Source organism: Methanobrevibacter thaueri, assembly GCF_003111625.1.
In the GTDB taxonomy this organism is placed as follows: domain Archaea; phylum Methanobacteriota; class Methanobacteria; order Methanobacteriales; family Methanobacteriaceae; genus Methanocatella; species Methanocatella thaueri.
This window is the reverse complement of sequence record NZ_MZGS01000024.1, coordinates 73,939-92,802: the sequence shown is the minus strand read 5'-3', so window position 1 is coordinate 92,802 and position 18,864 is coordinate 73,939. Positions and strand designations below refer to the sequence as shown.

Here is an 18,864-nt window from a genome sequence, read left to right as displayed (position 1 = left end):
TAAAATATTCATAACATTAATAGTTTTAATTTTCATAATATATAAGTTCATTCGTGATTTACAGTTTTTAAATTCAAATTTATTTTAAATTAATTTATTCGAATTTGAACACGATATGAAATTTATTGTCATCGATAATTGTAAAAAAAAGAATTGATGAAGAATAGATTTATTCTTCAACGTAGGAGCCTATGTCAATGTCTAAATCGTCACAGATTCCTTTTAATTGTTCATATAACTTTTCGTCAATTGCGACACCATTGGCTTCTGCTTCAGCAATCCTTTTGACTTCAAGGTCTCCCGGAATTGCAACGGTTTCGCCGGTAGCCCTCACTTGTGAGATGAAGTCTTCGGTGTGTGCCTTGAACTCATCAAAGTCACCAAATTTGGAAGGGTCGATTACAACATATAAGTCCCCTTTTGTACAGTCCTTATCAGGTGATGCGGTACCTGTCACTCCATGACCGTAACCTGCCTGTACTAATGGTCCTGTTAGGATTTCGATTAATAAGGATAAGGCATAACCTTTAAATCCACCAAATGGCAAGATTGAACCTTTAAGAGCTGCTTCAGGGTCATTGGTAGGATTACCGTTTTCATCCAATGCCCAGCCGTCAGGCAAATCAAGTCCTTTTCTTTTGGATTCGATGATTTTTCCACGAGCGGTAACGGAAGTTGCCATGTCAACAGTAATGTATGAGTCTGATGGAATTCCCAATGCAAGAGGATTTGTTCCAATCAATGCCTCCTTACCGCCTAAAGGTGCTATGGCCGGGTCGGTGTTTGCCAAGACCAGTCCGATGCAGTTTTCTCTTAATGCCAAGTCAGAATAAAATCCGGTCACTCCAAAGTGGTTGGTGTTATGGACTCCAACACATGCAATACCCACTTCTTTGGCTTTTTTGATAGCGATTTGCATGGCTTTGTATGATACTGCCTGTCCGAATCCGCTGTTACCGTTAATCAATGCGATTGCAGGAGTTTCCTTTTCAATAATAATGTTATCTTCTAAGTTAATTGTACCTGCTTTAATACTAATGAGGTATTGTGGGAATCTTCCGAGTCCGTGTGATGTAAATCCTTTCAAATCAGCATCAACTGTAGCTTCCGCAACTAATTCCTGATCTTCTTCGCTAGCTCCAAGCTTAGCTAAAATCTCTTTTACAAGAGCCATTTCCTTATCTTTCATTATCTTCATATTTTCACTCCCTCTTAGTTATTAAATCAGTATTCAATTTCAGAGCCTTCAAACGCCTTGACTGTAATTTTTTCATCGTCTGTAACTTTACCGATGATTTGGCAGTCACAATATTCGCTTAAAGTACCCATGATTTTATCCGCTTCTGATTCCTCGCAGATAACAACAAAACCGACACCCATATTAAATACCTTATACATTTCCTTGATGTCGACGTTTTGTTCATAAATAAGTTTAAATATCTCTGGAACTTCCGGAAGGTCAGTGATATCGTATCCAACGCCTTTTTTCAGGCGTCTGAGATTGGTGAATCCTCCGCCGGTAATGTGGGCAAGTCCATTGATATTGTATTTTTTTTCAAATAGTGCTACAATAGGTTTAACGTATAATTCAGTTGGTCTAATCAATTCTTCACCGATTGTTGTTTCGCCGTTTGGCATCTTGTCATCAACAGTGAAACCTGCGTCATCAAACAACGCTTTTCTGGCTAAACTGTATCCGTTGGAATGAATTCCATTACTGTTGATACCAATCAGGACATTTCCAGGCTGGATGTTTTCGCCTGTAATGATCTTGTCGATATCCACAAATCCGATACCGGTTCCTGCAAGGTCGAAATCCTTGATGATTCCAGGAAGTGATGCAGTTTCTCCACCGATGATTGCAATTTTTGATTCGATAGCTCCTGCAACCAATCCTTCGGCGATCTCAGCGGCCCTTTCAGGGTCAGGTTTTTCAACGGCAAGGTAATCGACCAATGCGATAGGTTCCGCACCGACACATAGGATATCGTTTACAACCATTGCAATACAATCAATTCCGACTGTATCGTATTTGTTCATCATTTCAGCAATTAAAATTTTACTTCCAACACCATCAGTACTCATTGCAATTGCTTTGTCGCCTAATTTGACTAAAGCCGCATAATGACCACTGTCAGTGATAATATCTCTACATTCCAATGTTGATTTAAGTTTATCAGCTAAGGCAGAAACTGTAACTGCTTCTAAATCAATATCAACACCGGATTCTGAATAAGTAACCATGATAACACCTATTTTAAAAAATAATTAATGTTGTAATAAGTTTACAACATCTCATATTATTAATTTTGTTTTATATACTATATATAATTTTTAATGAATTCTCACACAATCTAAATTAATTGGAGTTTTGGTTTCAATCTTATAGCTCCTATGGATTGATGAGGCCAAATCGACTGCCTTGTAAGGGTCTCCGTGACAAGTGATAACTTTTTCAGGTCTAGGATTGAGTCTTTTGACATATTCCATTAATTGTCTTCTGTTGGAGTGACCACTGAAACCGTTAATAGTTTTGACTTGCATTTTGACACAGAATTGTCTGGTTCTGCCGTCGTCATCTTCAAGAGGAATTTCCTTCCATCCTTTTTGAACTCTTCTACCCATGGATCCTTCTGATTGGTATCCAACAAAGATGATTGTGTTTCTTTCATCTTCACATAACCATTTGAAGTATTCAACAGAGTTTCCACCGGTTAGCATACCGGATGTTGATAGAATGATTGCAGGCTGTTTTGATTCGACAATATCCTTCCTTTGGTCTCTGTTTTGAACTTTTTCAAACATGTCTGAAACGAACGGGTTCCTTCCCATGTGGAATATTTGGTCTCTTAAGTCTTTGCTTAGGTATTCAGGCCTTGCGGTGTGAATGGCTGTCGCTTCCCAAATCATTCCGTCAATGTAGATTGGCACTTCCTCTATCATTCCATGCCTCATGTACTCTTCAAGAACAACCATAAGTTCCTGTGCCCTTCCCACGGCAAATACAGGTACCAATACTTTTCCGCCACGTTTAAGGGTTTTGTAAATGGTTTTCATCATTTCCTTTTCAGCGTTGTTTCTGGAAGGCTGCACGTCTTCCCTTCCACCGTAGGTACTTTCCATAATCACTGTTTCAGCACGAGGGAAACGGATTGTGGCAGGTTCAAGTAATCTTGATGGTTCATACTTGAAGTCCCCGGTGTAGACGAGGTTGTGAGCTCCATCCCCAATGTGCATGTGGGAAATTGCTGAACCAAGGATGTGTCCCGCATTGTGTAGGGTCAACCTGATGTCCGGTGAGATGTCTGTCACTTCACCATAATCCAATGTAATGGTGTTTTTAATTTGATGTTTTACATTCTTTGATGTAAATGGAAGTGGATTGCCTTCTCTGTGGGCAATATCCAAATGATCGAATTGCAAGAGAGTTGTCAAGTCTCTTGTTGGGGTTGTACAGTAAACCGGTCCGTCATATCCGTAATGGAACAGGTAAGGTACAAATCCACAGTGATCTAAGTGAGCGTGAGATATGATGACTGCATCCAATTCCTCAATTGAAAATTCAGGTGCATTCAAGTAAGGGAATGCATTTTTATTGTCTGATGCAGCAACGTTAACACCACAGTCCAATAATACGCGACTGTTAGGTGTTTGCAATAACATTGATGAACGTCCAACTTCCTTAAATCCTCCCATTGAAGTTACTCTAGCCCAATCGTTAGGGTATTTGCTTCCTTGGTGGATTTGGCGTCCGAGACGTTGTAGCAATTTTTTCCTGTCTTTGCTACTGTTCTTTTGAATAGTTCTGATTTTTCCAATAATGTCTGAACTGATTGGTGGGGTCCTTAAGATTTTAGGTGCCCATCCGGTGTTCTTAACGATATTTCTTGAGGTCACACCATATTTTCCAATAACAAGTCCTGGCTTTTTAGCGGTAATTACCACTTCACAGGTAACGGTGTCAAAGTAGATATCGGTAATTTCAGCCCCATCAGGAACTATCTCATGAATTTTGTTGATTGTTGGCTCTGGTTCAAGTAAAGCACTTTTGTCAGATCTAATAATAATTCTTTTTCTAAGTTCTTTTGCAAGTGATCTTATAAGATCGCCATTTTCAGTAATAATTTCCGGATTCTTAGTGTAAACCACCACTTCCGGTCCTTCAAATTCCACTTTGGAAACTTGAATTTCATCCGGTAGTTTACTTAAAATCTCTTTTTTAATATCCTCTAAAATATCTGAAGTCATATAATCCCTTCAAAAAAAGTTAGTGTAGTATAATAGTTTATGAAAGCGTTAAGCTATAATTAGTAAAATTTCATAAACTATGTACACTTTTTTATATAAAAAAATAGTTAGTTATGAAAAATTAGCTTACTTATATTTTATCAAGAATCTCATTAATTTTTTCACTATCTAACATTTCAAAGCCGTCTTTATCTACCTTAGCGACCAAATATCCATTTCCGGAATATGTGTCACGTTCAGCAGCGGCCCTAATAGCTCTTATGGCTATTTCAATTCCTTCGTCAGTTGTTAAGTCATCTCTGAATCTGTCTTCAAGAACACCGTAAGCCACGATAGAACCTGATCCAGTTGAGATATAAGTGTCTTCAATCATACCACCTGCTGGGTCAAGTGAGTAGAGAGATGGTTTGTCCCCGTCCATACCGCCGAGTAATGTTTGCACATACATTGGTCCTGAACGTAAGATGTTTGCAGTTAATGATGCTGCCGCTTTGACGCTGATGGCATCATTGTTTCTCATTTGGTATAATGATACTTCTGCTTCAATAACTTTCATTAAGCTTTGAGCATCTCCAACGGAACCAGCTATGGTTGTTACAATATGATCATCAATTTTAAATATTTTTTCAGCAACTTTGTGAGCTACAAGGTTTCCCATACTAGCTCTTCTTTCGCTTGCGAATACAACTCCGTCTTTACAAGTGATTCCAACGGTTGTTGTACCTTCTAGTATTTTATCATCCATTTAAATACACCTCGTATAAGTATTTAAAATATCTTATTTCAACTACTTATAGGTCAATATAACAAAATATAAACTAATCTGTAAGATTAATTTTATTTAAAATCAGAATCAATAATTAGTATAAACTAACAATATTAATATTAGCTATTTGCATATATAAAGTTTTTCTTTTAGGTGAATTGATGAAATATAAAAAAATCGGAAATGTCCTAATCCTGGACAATAATTATCAGGGAAATGACTTTGAGGAGCTGTCCCAAATGCATAACGTTAAAACCATAATGAAGATTGATCATATTCAAGGAACCAAAAGAGAACCAGTTTATCAGATTCTTTATGGAAGCGAAACCGAAACAATCAACAAGGAAAACGGATGCCTGTTCAAGCTGGACCTGTCCAAGGTGATGTGGTCCAAGGGAAACAACAATGAGCGATTAAGAATTGCCAAGCTTGTTGAGGATGGCGAGACGGTCATAGACATGTTTGCGGGCATTGGCTATTTCACGATACCTGTAGGCGTTCATTCAAATGCCAGTGAGGTGATTGCAATAGAAATCAATCCAAATTCATATCATTTCCTATGTGAAAACATTGAATTGAACAAGTTAGATAATATCACTCCGATTCTGGGTGACTGCAAGGTGGAAACCCCTAAATTCAAGGCCGACCGGATAATCATGGGCTATGTCAAGACAACCCATCACTACCTGAAGGTTGCAATAGATAGCCTGAATGAAGGCGGAATCCTACATTACCATGAGACAGTTCCGGAAAAACTGATGGAAACAAGGCCAATCGAGAGGATTATTTCTCAAGCTAATGGCCGTGATGTGGAATTGTTAAAAATAAATAAGGTAAAAAAGTATGCTCCCGGTGTGGAGCATGTTGTCGTTGACGCTAGAATCTACTGATTTGATCGATTAGACTATCGTTTAGCCATTCACTGTTGACATATTTTTCATAGACGCACAATCTTTCGGTAAGCTCAAAACCCGCATCGACGGTTAATTTTTCAAGCTCGTCAATTCCAGGCCATGGGGATGTGATGTTGACGAAATCAGGACTTACCGGTGAAACGCCGCCCCAGTCATCCGCACCGCACAACAGGAAAATCTGAGCGGTTTCATTGTTGAGGTTCGGTGGAACCTGGATGCTCACGTCGGTGTCTCCAAACAATAGTGTTCCGGCTATCACGGTTCTTATCATGTCCAGAAAACTAGGTTCCGGCCAGTTTTCCATTTCAATGCCCGGAATCGGTGTGAAATTCTGTATGATCACTTCCTGAATATGGTCATATTTATCGTATAAGTCACGGATGGCAAGCAATGAGTCGGCAACTTCCTCTTTTGTCTCCCCGATACCAATTAAGATGCCTGTTGTGTATGGAATTTTTAGCTTGCCCGCATTTTCAATTGTTTCCATCCTTATTTCAGGATTTTTTCCAGGACTCTTTTTGTGTGCCGGAAGTTCCATCAGTCTTTTGGATGAGTTCTCAAGCATCAATCCCATTGATCCGTTGACTTCCTTGAGCTTTTTCAAATCATCATATGAGTAATTTCCTCCGTTGGTGTGGGGAATCAGTGTTGTTTCATCCAATGTCATCTGACAGATGTCAACAACATAATCAACCATTGTTTCATAGCCAAATTCTTCCAGCCTTGCCTGCACGACCTCTTCCTCATCGGCATCTTCACCAAAAGTAAATAAAGCTTCCTTGCATCCGTATTGTTCTGCCTCCTTTAAGGTTTCCAACACTTCCTCTTTGCTTTTAAGAATAATTGCCTCGGGGTCATCTGGATTTTTCTTGAAATTACAATATCCGCAATCATTCCTGCAGATTTCAGTCAATGGTATGAATACGTTTTTAGAATAAGTTATGAGTTTATTCTCTTGATATTTAATGGTTTCAGACATGTATTTTATTATTTCACTGTCTGTTGCATTCAATATGTCAAGAATATCCTCTTTGGTTAAATTTGATGTCATTGTTCACGCTTCGCTTTCAGAAACAGTTACTTCAACATAAAGTGGTGGAATTTCGTTCTTGTCTTCCCAGATTGCTATGACGACGTCAAAGCTTGGAAGTTCAAATACTTTATATGCCACGACAAGACCCATGGATTCCAATTCTTCTTTCATTCTTACGAATCCGTGGTTATCAACATCGGTAACATTAGCTTCAGTTACCTTAATATGTTTATCTCCTGATTTGAGGATGTCTTTAATCTTATCGGAGTCTTCATCAATCTCTTTTCCACCAAGGATTTCACCGATTTCTGCAAGTTTTGAATCGAATTCTTCAATTGGTATGACTTTTCTTGATCTTCCTCGAACAATTAAAATACTTTCGTTATTTATTGCAGGTCTTGAACCTTTAAATGCATCAAAAAAGCCCATTACTTCGCCTGCAATCTCATAAGTCTTTTTCATTAAATCAAATCCTTAGATATTTAATTCTTCTTTAAGTTCGCCTAATGTGGTGACCTTCTCTGCATATGCATTGTGTCTGTGAATACTTTCTTGGTTTTCTTGACGAGCTGTAATCAATGTGTCATCAGGGAAATCTCCATATTTTTGAACTATTTTTTCCATCATGTTTCTAACACAATCTTCAACAAAAACAGGTTTTCTGTGCGCATTCATAACTGTTGCATTTTCGTCAGGTCTTTTGAGTAACTCACATACTGGTGAACTCATGGATGTTTCGATAATGTCTATTAAGTCTTCCGCTTTAACAATCTTATGTTCAGGAACTTCGATTAGTAAGGTTCCGACTCCCCTTTGGTTGTGTGAAGCAAAAGTAACAGTGTCCAACACTTTTTGTGTGGTTTCTTCATCTAAGAATTCTAATAATTTTGTTTTATCGGATTCACGAACAGATTCTTGTGCACATGGGCAAACGGTCATTCCTATGACTTCTGCACCAACGCTTTTTCTAATTTCAATTTTGTTGTCTTCAGTTCTGTAACCGACGGCTTTTGCTTTTAGCTGAGCCATTTCTTGGGTTTTGTTTTTGGTTACAGGTGACTCTTTCATGAACATGAAATCTGTAGTCATTGAAATTTCTACACGTTCTGCGTATTCGTGTTTGGTCATCATCTTTTCTACAATTTTTGCACATAGTGATTCAACATCTACTGTTGATCCGTTGGCTACTTCTTCGAGAACTTCGCTAATAGCTTCCGGGTTCCTAGACATGTGTACTCCTTTTTGATGGCTTGGCAAATCTACAAAGGCATCAAAAGTAGGTAGTAAAATTATAGGTCTTTTATTTGTTCTTTCTAGTTGTAATAATTTTTTTACTCCGGTTACACCCACTCTAGTAAGTTTTATAGGTATGTTTGGAGTATCGTCTTGAGTATCGGGTAAGCAAACTGCCAATTTCATAACCTCTATTTTAAGTTAAATATAATATTTTTTGTTTCTTTTTATTTATATAGTTAAATGATTATTGTAATATTATTATGCCTTATGTAAATTATTTTTTACAATATCATTGAAAAGAATTCAAAAGTTGAAATTTGAATCGGAAAAAATAAGAAGTATAAAAGTAGTTTGAACTACTTCTATAGCAATTTTTTTATAAGATGTTGGAAGATCCCATGTCTTCTTTAATAACATCTAAAACGGTTTGTGTGTATGTTCTTTCTATAATCGGGTCTTTTAACAATTCCTTAATGAAAGCGTTCAATTCATTGGTGTTTCTGAATTTTGCAATTAAAAATGCGTCATATTCTCCAGTAACATCATAGATTCCAACTACATTTTTATTAAAGAAGGTTTTTTCTTCCCAATTTTTAAGTTTTCCACCTTTTACTCTAACACCAATGATGGTTGTTAAAACAAAACCTAATTTTTCATGGTCGATGACTGGTGAGAATTTTTTAATTACTCCAGTTTTGACCATTTTATCAATACGGTTGTGGACAGTACCTACAGACACGTCTAAACTGCGTGAGATTTGTCTGTAAGAAGTTCTTACATCTTCATTGATTATTTTAAGGATGTTAATATCAGTATTGTCGAGTTTGACAATATTGTCTTTAGTTTTAACCATGTAATATCTCTCCTATATATTTGTTAATGTATAATTAACTTATATATTTATAAATTCTTCATAATATATAAACTTTTTATATTTTTTTAAAAATTTTTTTATTCAGTTTCCATTATTTTCAGATTTGAATTTAAAAATATTTATCAATTAAACATTTTAATCAAAAAGATTTATTCTACAATATAAAATAGATTTCATTTTTAATTTTGTTAAATGTTATCTTAATAATTAAGACTTATTGTAAACTAATTAAAATTTTTTCAATATCTTTGATTGTAGCATCGGTTTTAATGCCTAACGGGTTAAAATGTGTTTTAATCGCAATAAAACCTTGATTTTTTATCTCATCAAAAATCAAATCCAATTTTGGGGCGCTAATCTTCAAGGACTTGCAAACGGTATGTACATCATAAAAGGTGGCCGGTGCGCCAGCTTCCAAAAGACAGGCATTCATTAATTTCAAGGCATCCTTTTCGGTGTTGATTTTTTTATGATTTGTCTCATCAATCATCTTTTCAATAAAATCAGCATCTTGAATGGCTCCAATCCATAAAGGGCCTGCATGCACAAGCTTTTCACCGCAGACAGGACAAATTTCTTCTATTGGGCTTGCCAGACCATTGCTGACTTGCCTGTGAAGACAATTCTTACAGTGGCTGATATATCCTATGTTCTTCAAGGATTCATCAGTTCTTTTTGAACCTTTTTTAATTTCTAGGTATAATCTCATATAATGTTCAGTGCTGTGTGACATTTTCACTTCAATGTACTTTGCATATTTCGAAAGTGTGAGCGCAACAAAACCGGCCAAAATTCTGATTCCGGTTTCATGGCAGTATTCGCTTTTATAAGGTTTTGAATTATATTTGCGGATGCATGGCTCCTGGTATGTTCCGCATAATGCTGAAGTGTCAGTTGCTGTAACGCATAAAAGTGAGTTTCTGCGGGCACCGTAACCTGCCGAATCCATGAATGGTGATGGGGTTCCAAATGGATCAATATCGATAACGTCAAATTCTCCACGTTTCATCCTTAAAAACATGCTGGCGTCATGCTGGTAAACCTCAACGTCATCCAAGTTGTTCAATTCAATGTTGTGCCTTTCGAATTGATTGGCTGTTTCGCTGATGTCGTTTATGGAAACTTCTCCAACGCCGTCAATTTCGTTTTTATATCTTACGCCACGAATTCCGCTGCCTCCAAAGAGGTCACATATGTTTATCTCACGATCTTCCTGTTTTTGAAATACCTGTATTGCAAGGATGGACAGGTCCCTGTTCATCTCCATGTGAGGATTATAAAAAACAGGTGCATCTGATGAAATCTTATCAAATTCCGGAAATTCTATTTGTGTTAATCCTTCTTCAATATGTTTTATTTTATATTCATCCATTAATTCTCACTTTTAATTCATTTTTTAATATGTAATGTTTTAAATATTATTAGATTTAAACATTATTATGATAGAAATTCTACTTGGTGATAATCTTGTCAGATATTAAAGTACCTATTGCAAAACCTATAATTGGAGAAGAAGAAATAGAAAACGTAGTTGAAGTTTTAAAATCAGGAATGATTGCTCAAGGCCCAAAAGTTGCAGAGTTCGAAGAGAAATTTGCCGAATGGGTTGGAGCTGAATATGGAATCGCTGTAAATTCCGGAACAGCCGCTTTACACACTGCATTGCTTGCATGTGGCATTGGTGAAGGGGATGAAGTTATTACCACACCGTTCACATTCATTGCAAGTGGAAACTCAATTGTATATACCGGAGCGGAACCAGTATTTGCAGACATTGATTTGAAAACTTACACTTTAAATCCAGATGCAATTGAAGATTTAATCACCGAAAATACCAAGGCAATACTGCCTGTACAGTTATATGGTCAATCCTCAAATATGGATAAGATCAATGAGATAGCTGAAAAGTACGGCTTGATTGTCATTGAAGATGCAGCTCAGGCACATGGGGCAACCTGCAATGGCAAAAAGGTTGGAAGCATGGGGGATATGGCTTGCTTTAGTTTTTATCCAACTAAAAACATGACAACCTCCGAAGGCGGAATAATCACAACCGATGATGAGGATTTGGCTGAACAGGCAAGAATATTTAGGGCACACGGAGCAAGTGTGAGATATCACCATAATGCAATAGGGTACAATTTTAGAATGACAGATATCTCCGCAGCAATAGGCCTTGCACAATTGAATAAAATCGATGAATTTAACGATAAGAGAATCGCCAATGCAGCATATTTAAACGAAGGTTTGAAAGATGTTGATGGAATCGTAACCCCTTATTGCGCATATGATTCCAAACATGTATATCACCAATACACAATCAGGGTTGAAAAAGGAGACCGTGATGACTGGGTCGATATAATTAATGATTGTGGTGTTGGAACAGGAATCCATTATCCAATTCCGTTATATAATCAACCGATTTACAGGGCTCTTGGTTTTGAAGGCGATTGTCCGAATGCAGAACTTGCAGCAGACAACGTAATTTCACTTCCAGTGCACCCATCACTTACAAAAGAAGATTTAGATTTAGTAATTGAAGCTGTAAAAACCGCTTCAAAAGAGTTAGAATGAATTCTAACTCATTTTAACATTTTTTCCACTGTATCGACTTTGGCATCCAAAGTCCTATTTTCCAGGTCTCTTCTATCGTCTACTTTTATAACTGTATACACTCTACCAATACCTAATTTAAAGATGGCTTCCTGTGCTGTAGCTATTGCAGAGTATAGTTCTTCTAGATTATTTGCTTCTATTTGTGTTCCCATTCCGGTTAACTGATAACTTAATCCGGAGTCCTTAATTGACTGGACTGCAGCGGTTACATAATCCTTGCATTCGGTGGTTTCAGTTCCTACGGGCAATATTGCAAAATCACATGTTATCATAATTTTCACCTGGTAAAATTATTTATTTATCTTTCTATAAATTAATTTAGTAATGGTGAAATTAAACAAAGACGAATTTAATGAGCACATCTTTACAAGAATCTACAATTTGATTTCAGATTATCAGCTTATTCGGGAAAATGAATTGATTGCTGTAGCCTTATCCGGCGGTAAGGATAGTGTCCTAACACTGCATGCCTTGAGGAATTATCAGGAATATCTGGATTTTGATTTGATTGCCGTCAGTGTTGATGAGGGAATTGAAGGTTATAGGCAACACGGAATAGACTCTGCTGTCAACAATGCAAGGGAATTGGGAGTTGAGCTAGTCCAAAAGTCATTTAAGGATGAAGAGGGCTTTGCACTTGATGACATTTATCATGAATTTAAAAGTGCATGCATTCCATGTGGTGTTTTTAGAAGAAATATTCTGAATAAAACAGCATATGAGCTTGGTGCTGCAAGAATAGCTACTGGACATAATCTGGATGATGAAATACAGTCATTTCTAATGAGCTTTGCACGAGGCGACACAATCAAATTCTCAAAATTCGGGCCTGAGCTTGATGTGATTCATCCGAAACTGGTTCCAAGAATCAAGCCATTATGGAACACACCAGAAAAAGAGGTGGGGATGTGGGCTGTATTAAACGACATTGATATTCATTTGGATGAATGCCCGTACTCTCATTTGTCTTTGAGAGCCAAAATAAAAGAGTTTTTAAATGTTAGCGAGGATAAGTATCCTGGCGTTAAAAATAATGTGATGGAATCATTCCAAAAGATATTGACTTTTGAAAATGATATATCCACAAGCCTAAACGAGTGTGAAGTCTGTGGTGAGCCGACTTCATCAAGGGTCTGTAAGGCCTGTGAGTTAAAAGATCTAATTTCTTAATATTGCAAACGCCATATACGCAATAAATAATGCTATTAATATGACTCCTTCTTTTTTATCATATTTGTCTTGGGTCTTACCGAATATGAAACATAATATGGTTACGCCCATCATGAATAGAACATCTATTAGCATGCTTGAGTCAAGAGGGATTCTGCTTATCGCACTACTTGCACCAAGTACGAATAGAATATTGAAGATGTTTGACCCGATAACATTACCTATAACCAGCTGGTTTTCTCCTTTCCTTAAAGCGGTGATTGATGTCACAAGTTCAGGTAAAGATGTACCGATTGCCACAATAGTCAAACCTACCAATGTTTCACTCATTCCGAGTGCGATTGCTATAGCTGAAGCGCTGTCAACTACCAAATCTCCACCGATAATGATTCCTGCAAGACCAATGATAATCAATATGATACTTTTTGGCAGTGTAAACTTGGCTGCCTCAACATCATTAGCGTTTTTGGATTTTTTTGATCCTCGGATGAGATAAATGATGTATCCCGCAAGGATTATCAGAAGAATGATTCCCTCAATATTGGTTATGTCCCAACCGATGAATATGAATATTGCAAATAAAAGGGTTATTGCAACAAGGAATGGTAAATCCTTTTTCAAAACACTTTTTTCCATCAATAAATTACTTAGCAGTGCTGCAATACCGATAACCATCAGCATGTTGAAAAGGTTACTTCCAATTACGTTACTCACTGCCATTGCGTTGCTGCCGGTTAAGGATGATGTAATGGAAACCGCCGCTTCAGGAGCGCTGGTTCCAAATGCCACAATGGTCAAACCGACAATGATTGTAGGTATCTTAAGATGTGAAGCAATGCTGCTGGCACCATCAACGAAAAAGTCTGATCCCTTAATCAAAAATAGAAAACCGACTAGCAATAATACAACTTGTATAATAATTCCTGCGTCCATTATTCTCCCTCTTCATTTGGTTCCTGAGGTCCCAAATCAGTTACAAGGACTTTATCGATTTGATGGCCGTCAATATCGACAATCTCAAAGATAAATCTGTCGCATTCGTATTTGTCCTCTTCATCAGGTATGGTACCGCTTATGCTTAGAATAAATCCTGCAAGTGTGGTGTATCCATCCTCTTCCTCATCGGGCAAATTGTCCTTAAAGTCAAATAACTCCTTAAATCTGTCAATTGGATATCTTCCATCAATCAGCCATGTTCCATCGTCTCTTTCGATCGCTTTAGGTTCGTCCTCCTCATCAATACCTGGAATGTCTCCAACGATACCTTCAAGTAAGTCGTTTAAGGTGATTAGACCTTCAACACTACCGAACTCATCCACAACAAGACACATGTGAACGTATCCTTGGTTTTCTTTGAATTCTTTTAATAATTCTAATGTTTCTAAATGCTCGGAAACCACTAACGGTTCCTTGACAATTTTGTGAACGTCAAATTCGTCCCCACTGAACATTGCGGATAGGATGTCCTTAGCCTGTACAACTCCTATGAAATCATCCAGTTCTCCGCTTGCTATTGGGAAAATGGACCTTTTACTTTCAATGATTTTAACCTTGTTCAGCTCACGGTCATCCTCAAGGTCAATCCATATGATTTCATTACGTGGGGTCATGATACTTTCGACCTTTTGGTCATCAAGTTTGAAAACACGTTTAATGATGTCCTCCTCTTCCTGTTCGATTGTACCGTCTTCCCTTCCTTCCTCAATCATCAACTTGATTTCCTCTTCGGTAACAATGTCGTCATTTCTGTTTTCAACTCTCATCAGCCATAAAAGGAAACTGCTTGATTTTGCAAGTACGAAACTCACAGGCTTTGAGATTTTTGAGAGAACGACCATGCTTTTTGCAACTTTCAGGGAAACCCTTTCAGGGTCATTCAAAGCGATTACTTTTGGCACAATCTCACCGATAACCAATGTCAGGTAAGTGGTGACAATAACAACTATGGCTACGCTTACCGGTTCGGCATATGGGATAAATGAGATGTATTGTGCTAAAGGTTTAGCTAATGTTACCCCACCCAATGCACCTGTTAAAACACCGATAAGGGAAATGCCAATTTGAACTGTTGATAAAAATTCGTTAGGGTCTTCCAATAAATCGAAGACTATTTGTGCATTTTTATTTCCATCTTCTAGATATTTCTGCATTTTTGCTCTTCTGATAGATACAACGGCAAGCTCTGCCATTGATAAATATCCTGTAAATATAATTAAAACTAAAATTATAATTATTTTCAATGTCGTCCCAATCATTTTTAACAAACCATTAAAACTTTATAGATCACTGGCCTTCATAAAACCAGTGTTCTTGTATATCTTATCCTGCATTTCCTGGACTGCAAGTGAGGCATCTTCCCTTGTCTCTACTTTTTGAAAGATTCTCCTTGATTTGACCTTTAAAGTCTTTCCACATACGCATTTGCGTGTGGCCACACCTTCCTTTGCGTATAATGCACGTCCACAGTCGCAGCGAAATATAAGATACATGATTTTTTTTCCATTAAAATTAATAGTAATTTATTATATTATCAATGTTAGTATATAAATATATTAACTATCCGCCGAAGATTTTCATAAACAATGGTATGAATACCTTTGAAGGAAGGATTACCAGTGTGGCAATACTGACTCCCAAATTGGTTCCGATAACCACCAGAAGGATTCTGAATATGTTGTTGTTCCACAGGTCACGGAAACTTTCAATTTTACTTAAATTTTTAATGTCGCTTTGCCTGACTTTCCTGAATTTGGCTTCAGTCAATCCGGAAAACCATCCTGCGGCAAGCAATGGGTGGATGATTGTCAAAGGCGCAACCAATCCGCCGACAATTGCGGATATTAATTTTGAACCGGACAATATTGATCCGATAAAACCCATAATCATGCTGATTACAATGAATTCATATACGTTCCAGGTGATGTTTATCCCGCTAAAGTAAGCCAGAAAAAATATCACAACAAAGAGTATCGGAATCATTGCCAAAAGTATTTTGGCCCATGGAATTCCTTTTTTCTCGTTGATTACTTCCAGTTCCCTAAGGTCAGGCAATGTTTCGGGATTGTCCAGATATCTTTCGATTCCAGGCTTGTGTCCTGCACCAACTACTGCAATGACATGGTCCTGGGGCAATCCGTTTATTCTGCCCGCAAGATATGCGTCCCTTTCATGAACCAATACCTCATGAACGCTTGGAGCTTCATCCTTAAACATTTCCATTAATTCATCAAGGTTTTCAGGGTTTTTCAACTCTTCAACGTCAATGTCTTCTTCGTCTTCACCAAAACCAAAGACGGAAGCGATTAGACTGACTAAAAATTTTGATTTTTCAATGAAGCCCATCTTATTCAAGGCCCTTTGTAATGTGATATTTATGTCACGGTCAATCAATGCGATTGGAATGCCCAAATCCTCACTTGCCTCAATGGCACCGACCATCTCTGAGCCTGGTGCAACATCAAGGTCAGCTCCAATTTTTGATTGGAAATAGCTGAGCAATGTGGTGGTTAGGAATAATCCGACCTTATTTTCTTTGATTATTTTGGATACGGATATTGTGTCATCCTGTTCGATGCCCATCATCTGTTGCTTCAACCTGACATATCTTCCTCGGTCAAGTTCGATAGCCACTACTTCCGGGTGTTGCTCATAAATTGCATCTTTTACTTCATTTACGCTTTCCTCGGATACATGAGCAGTACCGATTATAGTTAAACATTCTCTTTTCATTAGAAAAACACTTCTTTATTGTAAATTGATATTATCTAAAATATTTTTTAATCTAAATATATAATTTTAATTCATTATTTTTAAATATTGCGACGTTTTCAGTGATATTTTTCTGACAGCTGAACTCAACGTCTTTGATATTTCCAAGTTCAATGAGTCTTTTAGAGGTCCTGGAGTTCATGAATGCTTCTGTTAGGGCATCATAGTCACGGCTTGCCATGATGGCGGTTTTTGCATATTCGCTCAACTCATATTCATCAAGGCTTTCACAAATCTGATATAGAATTTCGCCAGCGGCAAGATAATCCTCGATGGCGAATTTTCCCTTAACCCCTGCCATCACAACGTCAATGTGATCATTTGCCAACCTGCAGGATGCTTTGGCCACTGACTCGGCATTGACAAGTGATCCGACAAGCACTTTTGAATTCATGCTTTCAAGTATTCTTGTCCCGTTAGTGGTGGTCAGTATAAGGGTGTCCTCGTCACTTTCATAATTCAGGATTCCGACCGGTGTGTTTCCGATGTCAAATCCTTCGATTTGTTTCCCGTTACGTTCACCGGCAACAACTCCTCCAATCCTTTCCTGCAATTCCAAGGCTTCCTCTGGGGTGAAGCATGGTATGACTTTTTTGAAGTTATTTAAAGCCACAGTTATGGATGTGCTGGCCCTCAATGCATCAACCATTATTGAAACGTCACCGCTTATGGTTTCCTCGAAACTCAATGTTATTTTCATAAAGTAATGTATATAATATAATTAATATTAAATTATGTATTATGAAAATTATCACAACCCCAATGTGTGAGGAGATTGTAAGACTGGCGGGGATTACAGATTACACTGTAAACAAATTTCCAGACGAGGAAGATGGGGATTTGGCAATAGTGCTTTCTGAGAGTAAAGTGGAAATGGATTCGCTTGCCATTAAAATCAACACTCCCTCACAGATTTTTGAAAGCATAAAAGAAGTTTCCAAGCTGACAGGAAGTGAATTGAGTGATGATGAAATCATTGAGTTTTTCAGAGATTATGAACTCTGTAGAAAATACCTGAATTCCCATCCGTCCCATGACATAGATGTCAAGGTCTATTCCGAATTTTTAAAGGACATAGTTAATGACATTGGCTTCAATATAGTTTCGGATAACTTCAAACATGTGATATATCCGGATTACCTTAAGGATAAGGTTACAGAAGAGGACAATCTGGTGGAAATCCCTTCTCACAACGACATTTCCAAAAATCCTTTTAAAAAGGCAGAACTGAGATATGCCATTTTAGAAAATTTAATATAATATAGTAATTAAAGATTATAATATTATACAATTGCATTTCTGAGAGTTGTTAATAATGTATGAAACATTAATATTTACTGGCGGAGTTCACAAAAGTGAAGAGATAAGAGAATTAATTGAAGATTTGGGAGGATTCATTCTTCAAGACAGCATTCAACAGATGGAATTGGTACTGAACATGGCAATACCAATAGAAGACGTTGATAAGATTGAAGAAAAATCAAAAGAATTGTTGGCAAAGCTATCAGTCGCTCCTATGGCAGGTTCTGAAATCGCTATCGTTTCACCAACCCTTGCAAGACACCACTTGCCTCACGCAGCATGTGACATTTCCGAATACTTGCGTGAATTCGGTGCAAAGGATAATATGATTGGTCTTGCCCGTGGTGACGGTAAGGGAACTTCAGGAATCACTGAAGAAGAAAAGGCATTGATTGAAGAGCATGACATTGCCGTTTTTGCATTGGGTAGTTTTGAAAACTGTATAAAAGAAAAGGCATTTCTCTATGATGACATTGACATACCAGTAATTGTGACAGGAGCTCCAGAAATAGATGTTAATGAACTTCCAGGTGCAGACGCATATGTCGGAGGTCTCGGAAGAATCCCAAGAAGACTCAGAAGGGGTCCGGACATACGTGCGCTCGATAAATTGGTCGAAACCATTGAACAGATATTGAATGATAAGAAACGTGAAATGGCTCTTGATGCGCCGTTGGTTCCGGCTATCGTTGTTAAAAATGCAATTGAAAATCAAGTGAGAGAAATCGAGGATGTAATCTCTCCAACCCCAGTAACCTCACAATTGGATGGGGTTCGTGTCAAGTTGGATTATGACACATATAAGGATGTAATATCCAATGTGGTTATCGACGGTAGAAAATTATCAGAAATAGCCGAGATTAAAAAGTCAAAAATGTATGATTACATATTGGTAAAAATTAATAGTGAGAGTTCTCTTGTTGAGGATTCTAACTAA

The 18,864-nt window shown here is 37.5% G+C and carries 20 protein-coding genes; 5 read left to right on the top strand and 15 right to left on the bottom strand.

Going from position 1 to position 18,864, the window contains the following annotated elements; translation table 11 throughout:
- Window positions 1–169 precede the first annotated feature (169 nt).
- From comC to psmB, 4 genes are all read right to left on the bottom strand, one after another.
- On the bottom strand, window positions 170–1,198 hold the full coding sequence (comC, locus tag MBBTH_RS07325; RefSeq protein WP_116592404.1) for an L-sulfolactate dehydrogenase: 1,029 nt from the start codon (window positions 1,196–1,198) through the stop codon (window positions 170–172).
- 26 nt (window positions 1,199–1,224) lie between these two features.
- Entirely contained in the window at window positions 1,225–2,244 is a 1,020-nt protein-coding gene (purM, locus tag MBBTH_RS07320) for a phosphoribosylformylglycinamidine cyclo-ligase (RefSeq protein ID WP_116592403.1), read from the bottom strand.
- 90 nt (window positions 2,245–2,334) lie between these two features.
- Entirely contained in the window at window positions 2,335–4,248 is a 1,914-nt protein-coding gene (locus MBBTH_RS07315) for a beta-CASP ribonuclease aCPSF1 (protein ID WP_116592402.1), read from the bottom strand.
- A gap of 130 nt (window positions 4,249–4,378) precedes the next feature.
- Window positions 4,379–4,993: an archaeal proteasome endopeptidase complex subunit beta gene (gene psmB, locus MBBTH_RS07310; RefSeq protein ID WP_116592401.1), complete on the bottom strand. Its 615-nt coding sequence runs from the start codon at window positions 4,991–4,993 to the stop codon at window positions 4,379–4,381.
- 182 nt (window positions 4,994–5,175) lie between these two features.
- Between psmB and MBBTH_RS07305 the strand changes: the two genes are divergently transcribed.
- Window positions 5,176–5,904 (top strand): class I SAM-dependent methyltransferase, encoded by a 729-nt coding sequence (locus MBBTH_RS07305; RefSeq protein ID WP_116592400.1) that lies wholly within the window; start codon window positions 5,176–5,178, stop codon window positions 5,902–5,904.
- Here the strand turns inward: MBBTH_RS07305 and cofG are convergent.
- From cofG to MBBTH_RS07280, 5 genes are all read right to left on the bottom strand, one after another.
- Window positions 5,891–6,979, bottom strand: coding sequence for a 7,8-didemethyl-8-hydroxy-5-deazariboflavin synthase subunit CofG (cofG, locus tag MBBTH_RS07300; RefSeq protein ID WP_116592399.1), 1,089 nt, complete (start codon window positions 6,977–6,979; stop codon window positions 5,891–5,893). The two genes, MBBTH_RS07305 and cofG, sit on opposite strands and share 14 nt — an antisense overlap.
- Before the next feature lie 3 nt (window positions 6,980–6,982).
- The gene (locus tag MBBTH_RS07295; RefSeq protein ID WP_116592398.1) at window positions 6,983–7,423 is read right to left on the bottom strand and encodes a DUF2120 family protein; all 441 of its coding nucleotides are present in this window, start codon (window positions 7,421–7,423) and stop codon (window positions 6,983–6,985) included.
- 12 nt (window positions 7,424–7,435) lie between these two features.
- Entirely contained in the window at window positions 7,436–8,374 is a 939-nt protein-coding gene (gene mptA, locus MBBTH_RS07290; protein WP_116592479.1) for a GTP cyclohydrolase MptA, read from the bottom strand.
- A 199-nt stretch (window positions 8,375–8,573) separates the two neighbouring features.
- Window positions 8,574–9,050: an Lrp/AsnC family transcriptional regulator gene (locus MBBTH_RS07285; protein ID WP_116592397.1), complete on the bottom strand. Its 477-nt coding sequence runs from the start codon at window positions 9,048–9,050 to the stop codon at window positions 8,574–8,576.
- Window positions 9,051–9,285: 235 nt separating this feature from the next.
- Window positions 9,286–10,443, bottom strand: a complete 1,158-nt coding sequence (locus tag MBBTH_RS07280) for a tRNA (guanine(10)-N(2))-dimethyltransferase (RefSeq protein WP_116592396.1) — start codon at window positions 10,441–10,443, stop codon at window positions 9,286–9,288.
- Window positions 10,444–10,538: 95 nt separating this feature from the next.
- On the opposite strand from MBBTH_RS07280, the gene MBBTH_RS07275 reads away from it, so the two are divergent.
- A complete protein-coding gene (locus MBBTH_RS07275) occupies window positions 10,539–11,645 on the top strand; it encodes a DegT/DnrJ/EryC1/StrS family aminotransferase (protein WP_116592395.1) in 1,107 nt (368 codons plus the stop codon).
- An 8-nt stretch (window positions 11,646–11,653) separates the two neighbouring features.
- Here the strand turns inward: MBBTH_RS07275 and MBBTH_RS07270 are convergent, their stop codons facing one another.
- A complete protein-coding gene (locus MBBTH_RS07270) occupies window positions 11,654–11,959 on the bottom strand; it encodes an MTH1187 family thiamine-binding protein (protein ID WP_116592394.1) in 306 nt (101 codons plus the stop codon).
- Between the two features lie 52 nt (window positions 11,960–12,011).
- On the opposite strand from MBBTH_RS07270, the gene MBBTH_RS07265 reads away from it, so the two are divergent.
- Window positions 12,012–12,857 carry a TIGR00269 family protein gene (locus tag MBBTH_RS07265; protein ID WP_116592393.1) on the top strand — a complete coding sequence of 282 codons (846 nt, stop codon included), beginning with the start codon at window positions 12,012–12,014 and terminating at the stop codon, window positions 12,855–12,857.
- Here MBBTH_RS07265 and MBBTH_RS07260 read toward each other — a convergent pair.
- The 5 genes from MBBTH_RS07260 to comB all read right to left on the bottom strand — a co-directional run bounded on the left by MBBTH_RS07260 (window position 12,846) and on the right by comB (window position 17,325).
- A complete protein-coding gene (locus MBBTH_RS07260; protein ID WP_116592392.1) occupies window positions 12,846–13,790 on the bottom strand; it encodes a calcium/sodium antiporter in 945 nt (314 codons plus the stop codon). The two genes, MBBTH_RS07265 and MBBTH_RS07260, sit on opposite strands and share 12 nt — an antisense overlap.
- Window positions 13,790–15,112 (bottom strand): hemolysin family protein, encoded by a 1,323-nt coding sequence (locus tag MBBTH_RS07255; RefSeq protein WP_116592391.1) that lies wholly within the window; start codon window positions 15,110–15,112, stop codon window positions 13,790–13,792. The genes MBBTH_RS07260 and MBBTH_RS07255 overlap by 1 nt, the downstream gene beginning before the upstream one ends.
- Window positions 15,113–15,133: 21 nt before the next feature.
- On the bottom strand, window positions 15,134–15,346 hold the full coding sequence (locus tag MBBTH_RS07250; protein ID WP_116592390.1) for a DUF1922 domain-containing protein: 213 nt from the start codon (window positions 15,344–15,346) through the stop codon (window positions 15,134–15,136).
- A gap of 67 nt (window positions 15,347–15,413) precedes the next feature.
- Entirely contained in the window at window positions 15,414–16,586 is a 1,173-nt protein-coding gene (locus MBBTH_RS07245) for a TraB/GumN family protein (RefSeq protein WP_116592389.1), read from the bottom strand.
- Window positions 16,587–16,638: 52 nt separating this feature from the next.
- Window positions 16,639–17,325, bottom strand: coding sequence for a 2-phosphosulfolactate phosphatase (gene comB, locus MBBTH_RS07240; protein WP_116592388.1), 687 nt, complete (start codon window positions 17,323–17,325; stop codon window positions 16,639–16,641).
- Window positions 17,326–17,366: 41 nt separating this feature from the next.
- Between comB and MBBTH_RS07235 the strand changes: the two genes are divergently transcribed.
- Together MBBTH_RS07235 and MBBTH_RS07230 are read left to right on the top strand one after the other, a co-directional pair.
- Window positions 17,367–17,885: a hypothetical protein gene (locus MBBTH_RS07235; RefSeq protein ID WP_116592387.1), complete on the top strand. Its 519-nt coding sequence runs from the start codon at window positions 17,367–17,369 to the stop codon at window positions 17,883–17,885.
- A gap of 55 nt (window positions 17,886–17,940) precedes the next feature.
- Window positions 17,941–18,864 carry a methanogenesis marker 7 protein gene (locus tag MBBTH_RS07230; protein ID WP_116592386.1) on the top strand — a complete coding sequence of 308 codons (924 nt, stop codon included), beginning with the start codon at window positions 17,941–17,943 and terminating at the stop codon, window positions 18,862–18,864.

What these genes read in the sequence shown, in the direction of transcription:
- comC (WP_116592404.1), bottom strand. Translation starts at nt 1,198, where the DNA reads ATGAAGATAATGAAAGATAAGGAAATGGCTCTTGTAAAAGAGATTTTA.
- purM (WP_116592403.1), bottom strand. Translation starts at nt 2,244, where the DNA reads ATGGTTACTTATTCAGAATCCGGTGTTGATATTGATTTAGAAGCAGTT.
- MBBTH_RS07315 (WP_116592402.1), bottom strand. Translation starts at nt 4,248, where the DNA reads ATGACTTCAGATATTTTAGAGGATATTAAAAAAGAGATTTTAAGTAAA.
- psmB (WP_116592401.1), bottom strand. Translation starts at nt 4,993, where the DNA reads ATGGATGATAAAATACTAGAAGGTACAACAACCGTTGGAATCACTTGT.
- MBBTH_RS07305 (WP_116592400.1), top strand. Translation starts at nt 5,176, where the DNA reads ATGAAATATAAAAAAATCGGAAATGTCCTAATCCTGGACAATAATTAT.
- cofG (WP_116592399.1), bottom strand. Translation starts at nt 6,979, where the DNA reads ATGACATCAAATTTAACCAAAGAGGATATTCTTGACATATTGAATGCA.
- MBBTH_RS07295 (WP_116592398.1), bottom strand. Translation starts at nt 7,423, where the DNA reads ATGAAAAAGACTTATGAGATTGCAGGCGAAGTAATGGGCTTTTTTGAT.
- MBBTH_RS07285 (WP_116592397.1), bottom strand. Translation starts at nt 9,050, where the DNA reads ATGGTTAAAACTAAAGACAATATTGTCAAACTCGACAATACTGATATT.
- MBBTH_RS07280 (WP_116592396.1), bottom strand. Translation starts at nt 10,443, where the DNA reads ATGGATGAATATAAAATAAAACATATTGAAGAAGGATTAACACAAATA.
- MBBTH_RS07270 (WP_116592394.1), bottom strand. Translation starts at nt 11,959, where the DNA reads ATGATAACATGTGATTTTGCAATATTGCCCGTAGGAACTGAAACCACC.
- MBBTH_RS07265 (WP_116592393.1), top strand. Translation starts at nt 12,012, where the DNA reads ATGGTGAAATTAAACAAAGACGAATTTAATGAGCACATCTTTACAAGA.
- MBBTH_RS07260 (WP_116592392.1), bottom strand. Translation starts at nt 13,790, where the DNA reads ATGGACGCAGGAATTATTATACAAGTTGTATTATTGCTAGTCGGTTTT.
- MBBTH_RS07255 (WP_116592391.1), bottom strand. Translation starts at nt 15,112, where the DNA reads ATGATTGGGACGACATTGAAAATAATTATAATTTTAGTTTTAATTATA.
- MBBTH_RS07250 (WP_116592390.1), bottom strand. Translation starts at nt 15,346, where the DNA reads ATGTATCTTATATTTCGCTGCGACTGTGGACGTGCATTATACGCAAAG.
- MBBTH_RS07245 (WP_116592389.1), bottom strand. Translation starts at nt 16,586, where the DNA reads ATGAAAAGAGAATGTTTAACTATAATCGGTACTGCTCATGTATCCGAG.
- comB (WP_116592388.1), bottom strand. Translation starts at nt 17,325, where the DNA reads ATGAAAATAACATTGAGTTTCGAGGAAACCATAAGCGGTGACGTTTCA.
- MBBTH_RS07235 (WP_116592387.1), top strand. Translation starts at nt 17,367, where the DNA reads ATGAAAATTATCACAACCCCAATGTGTGAGGAGATTGTAAGACTGGCG.
- MBBTH_RS07230 (WP_116592386.1), top strand. Translation starts at nt 17,941, where the DNA reads ATGTATGAAACATTAATATTTACTGGCGGAGTTCACAAAAGTGAAGAG.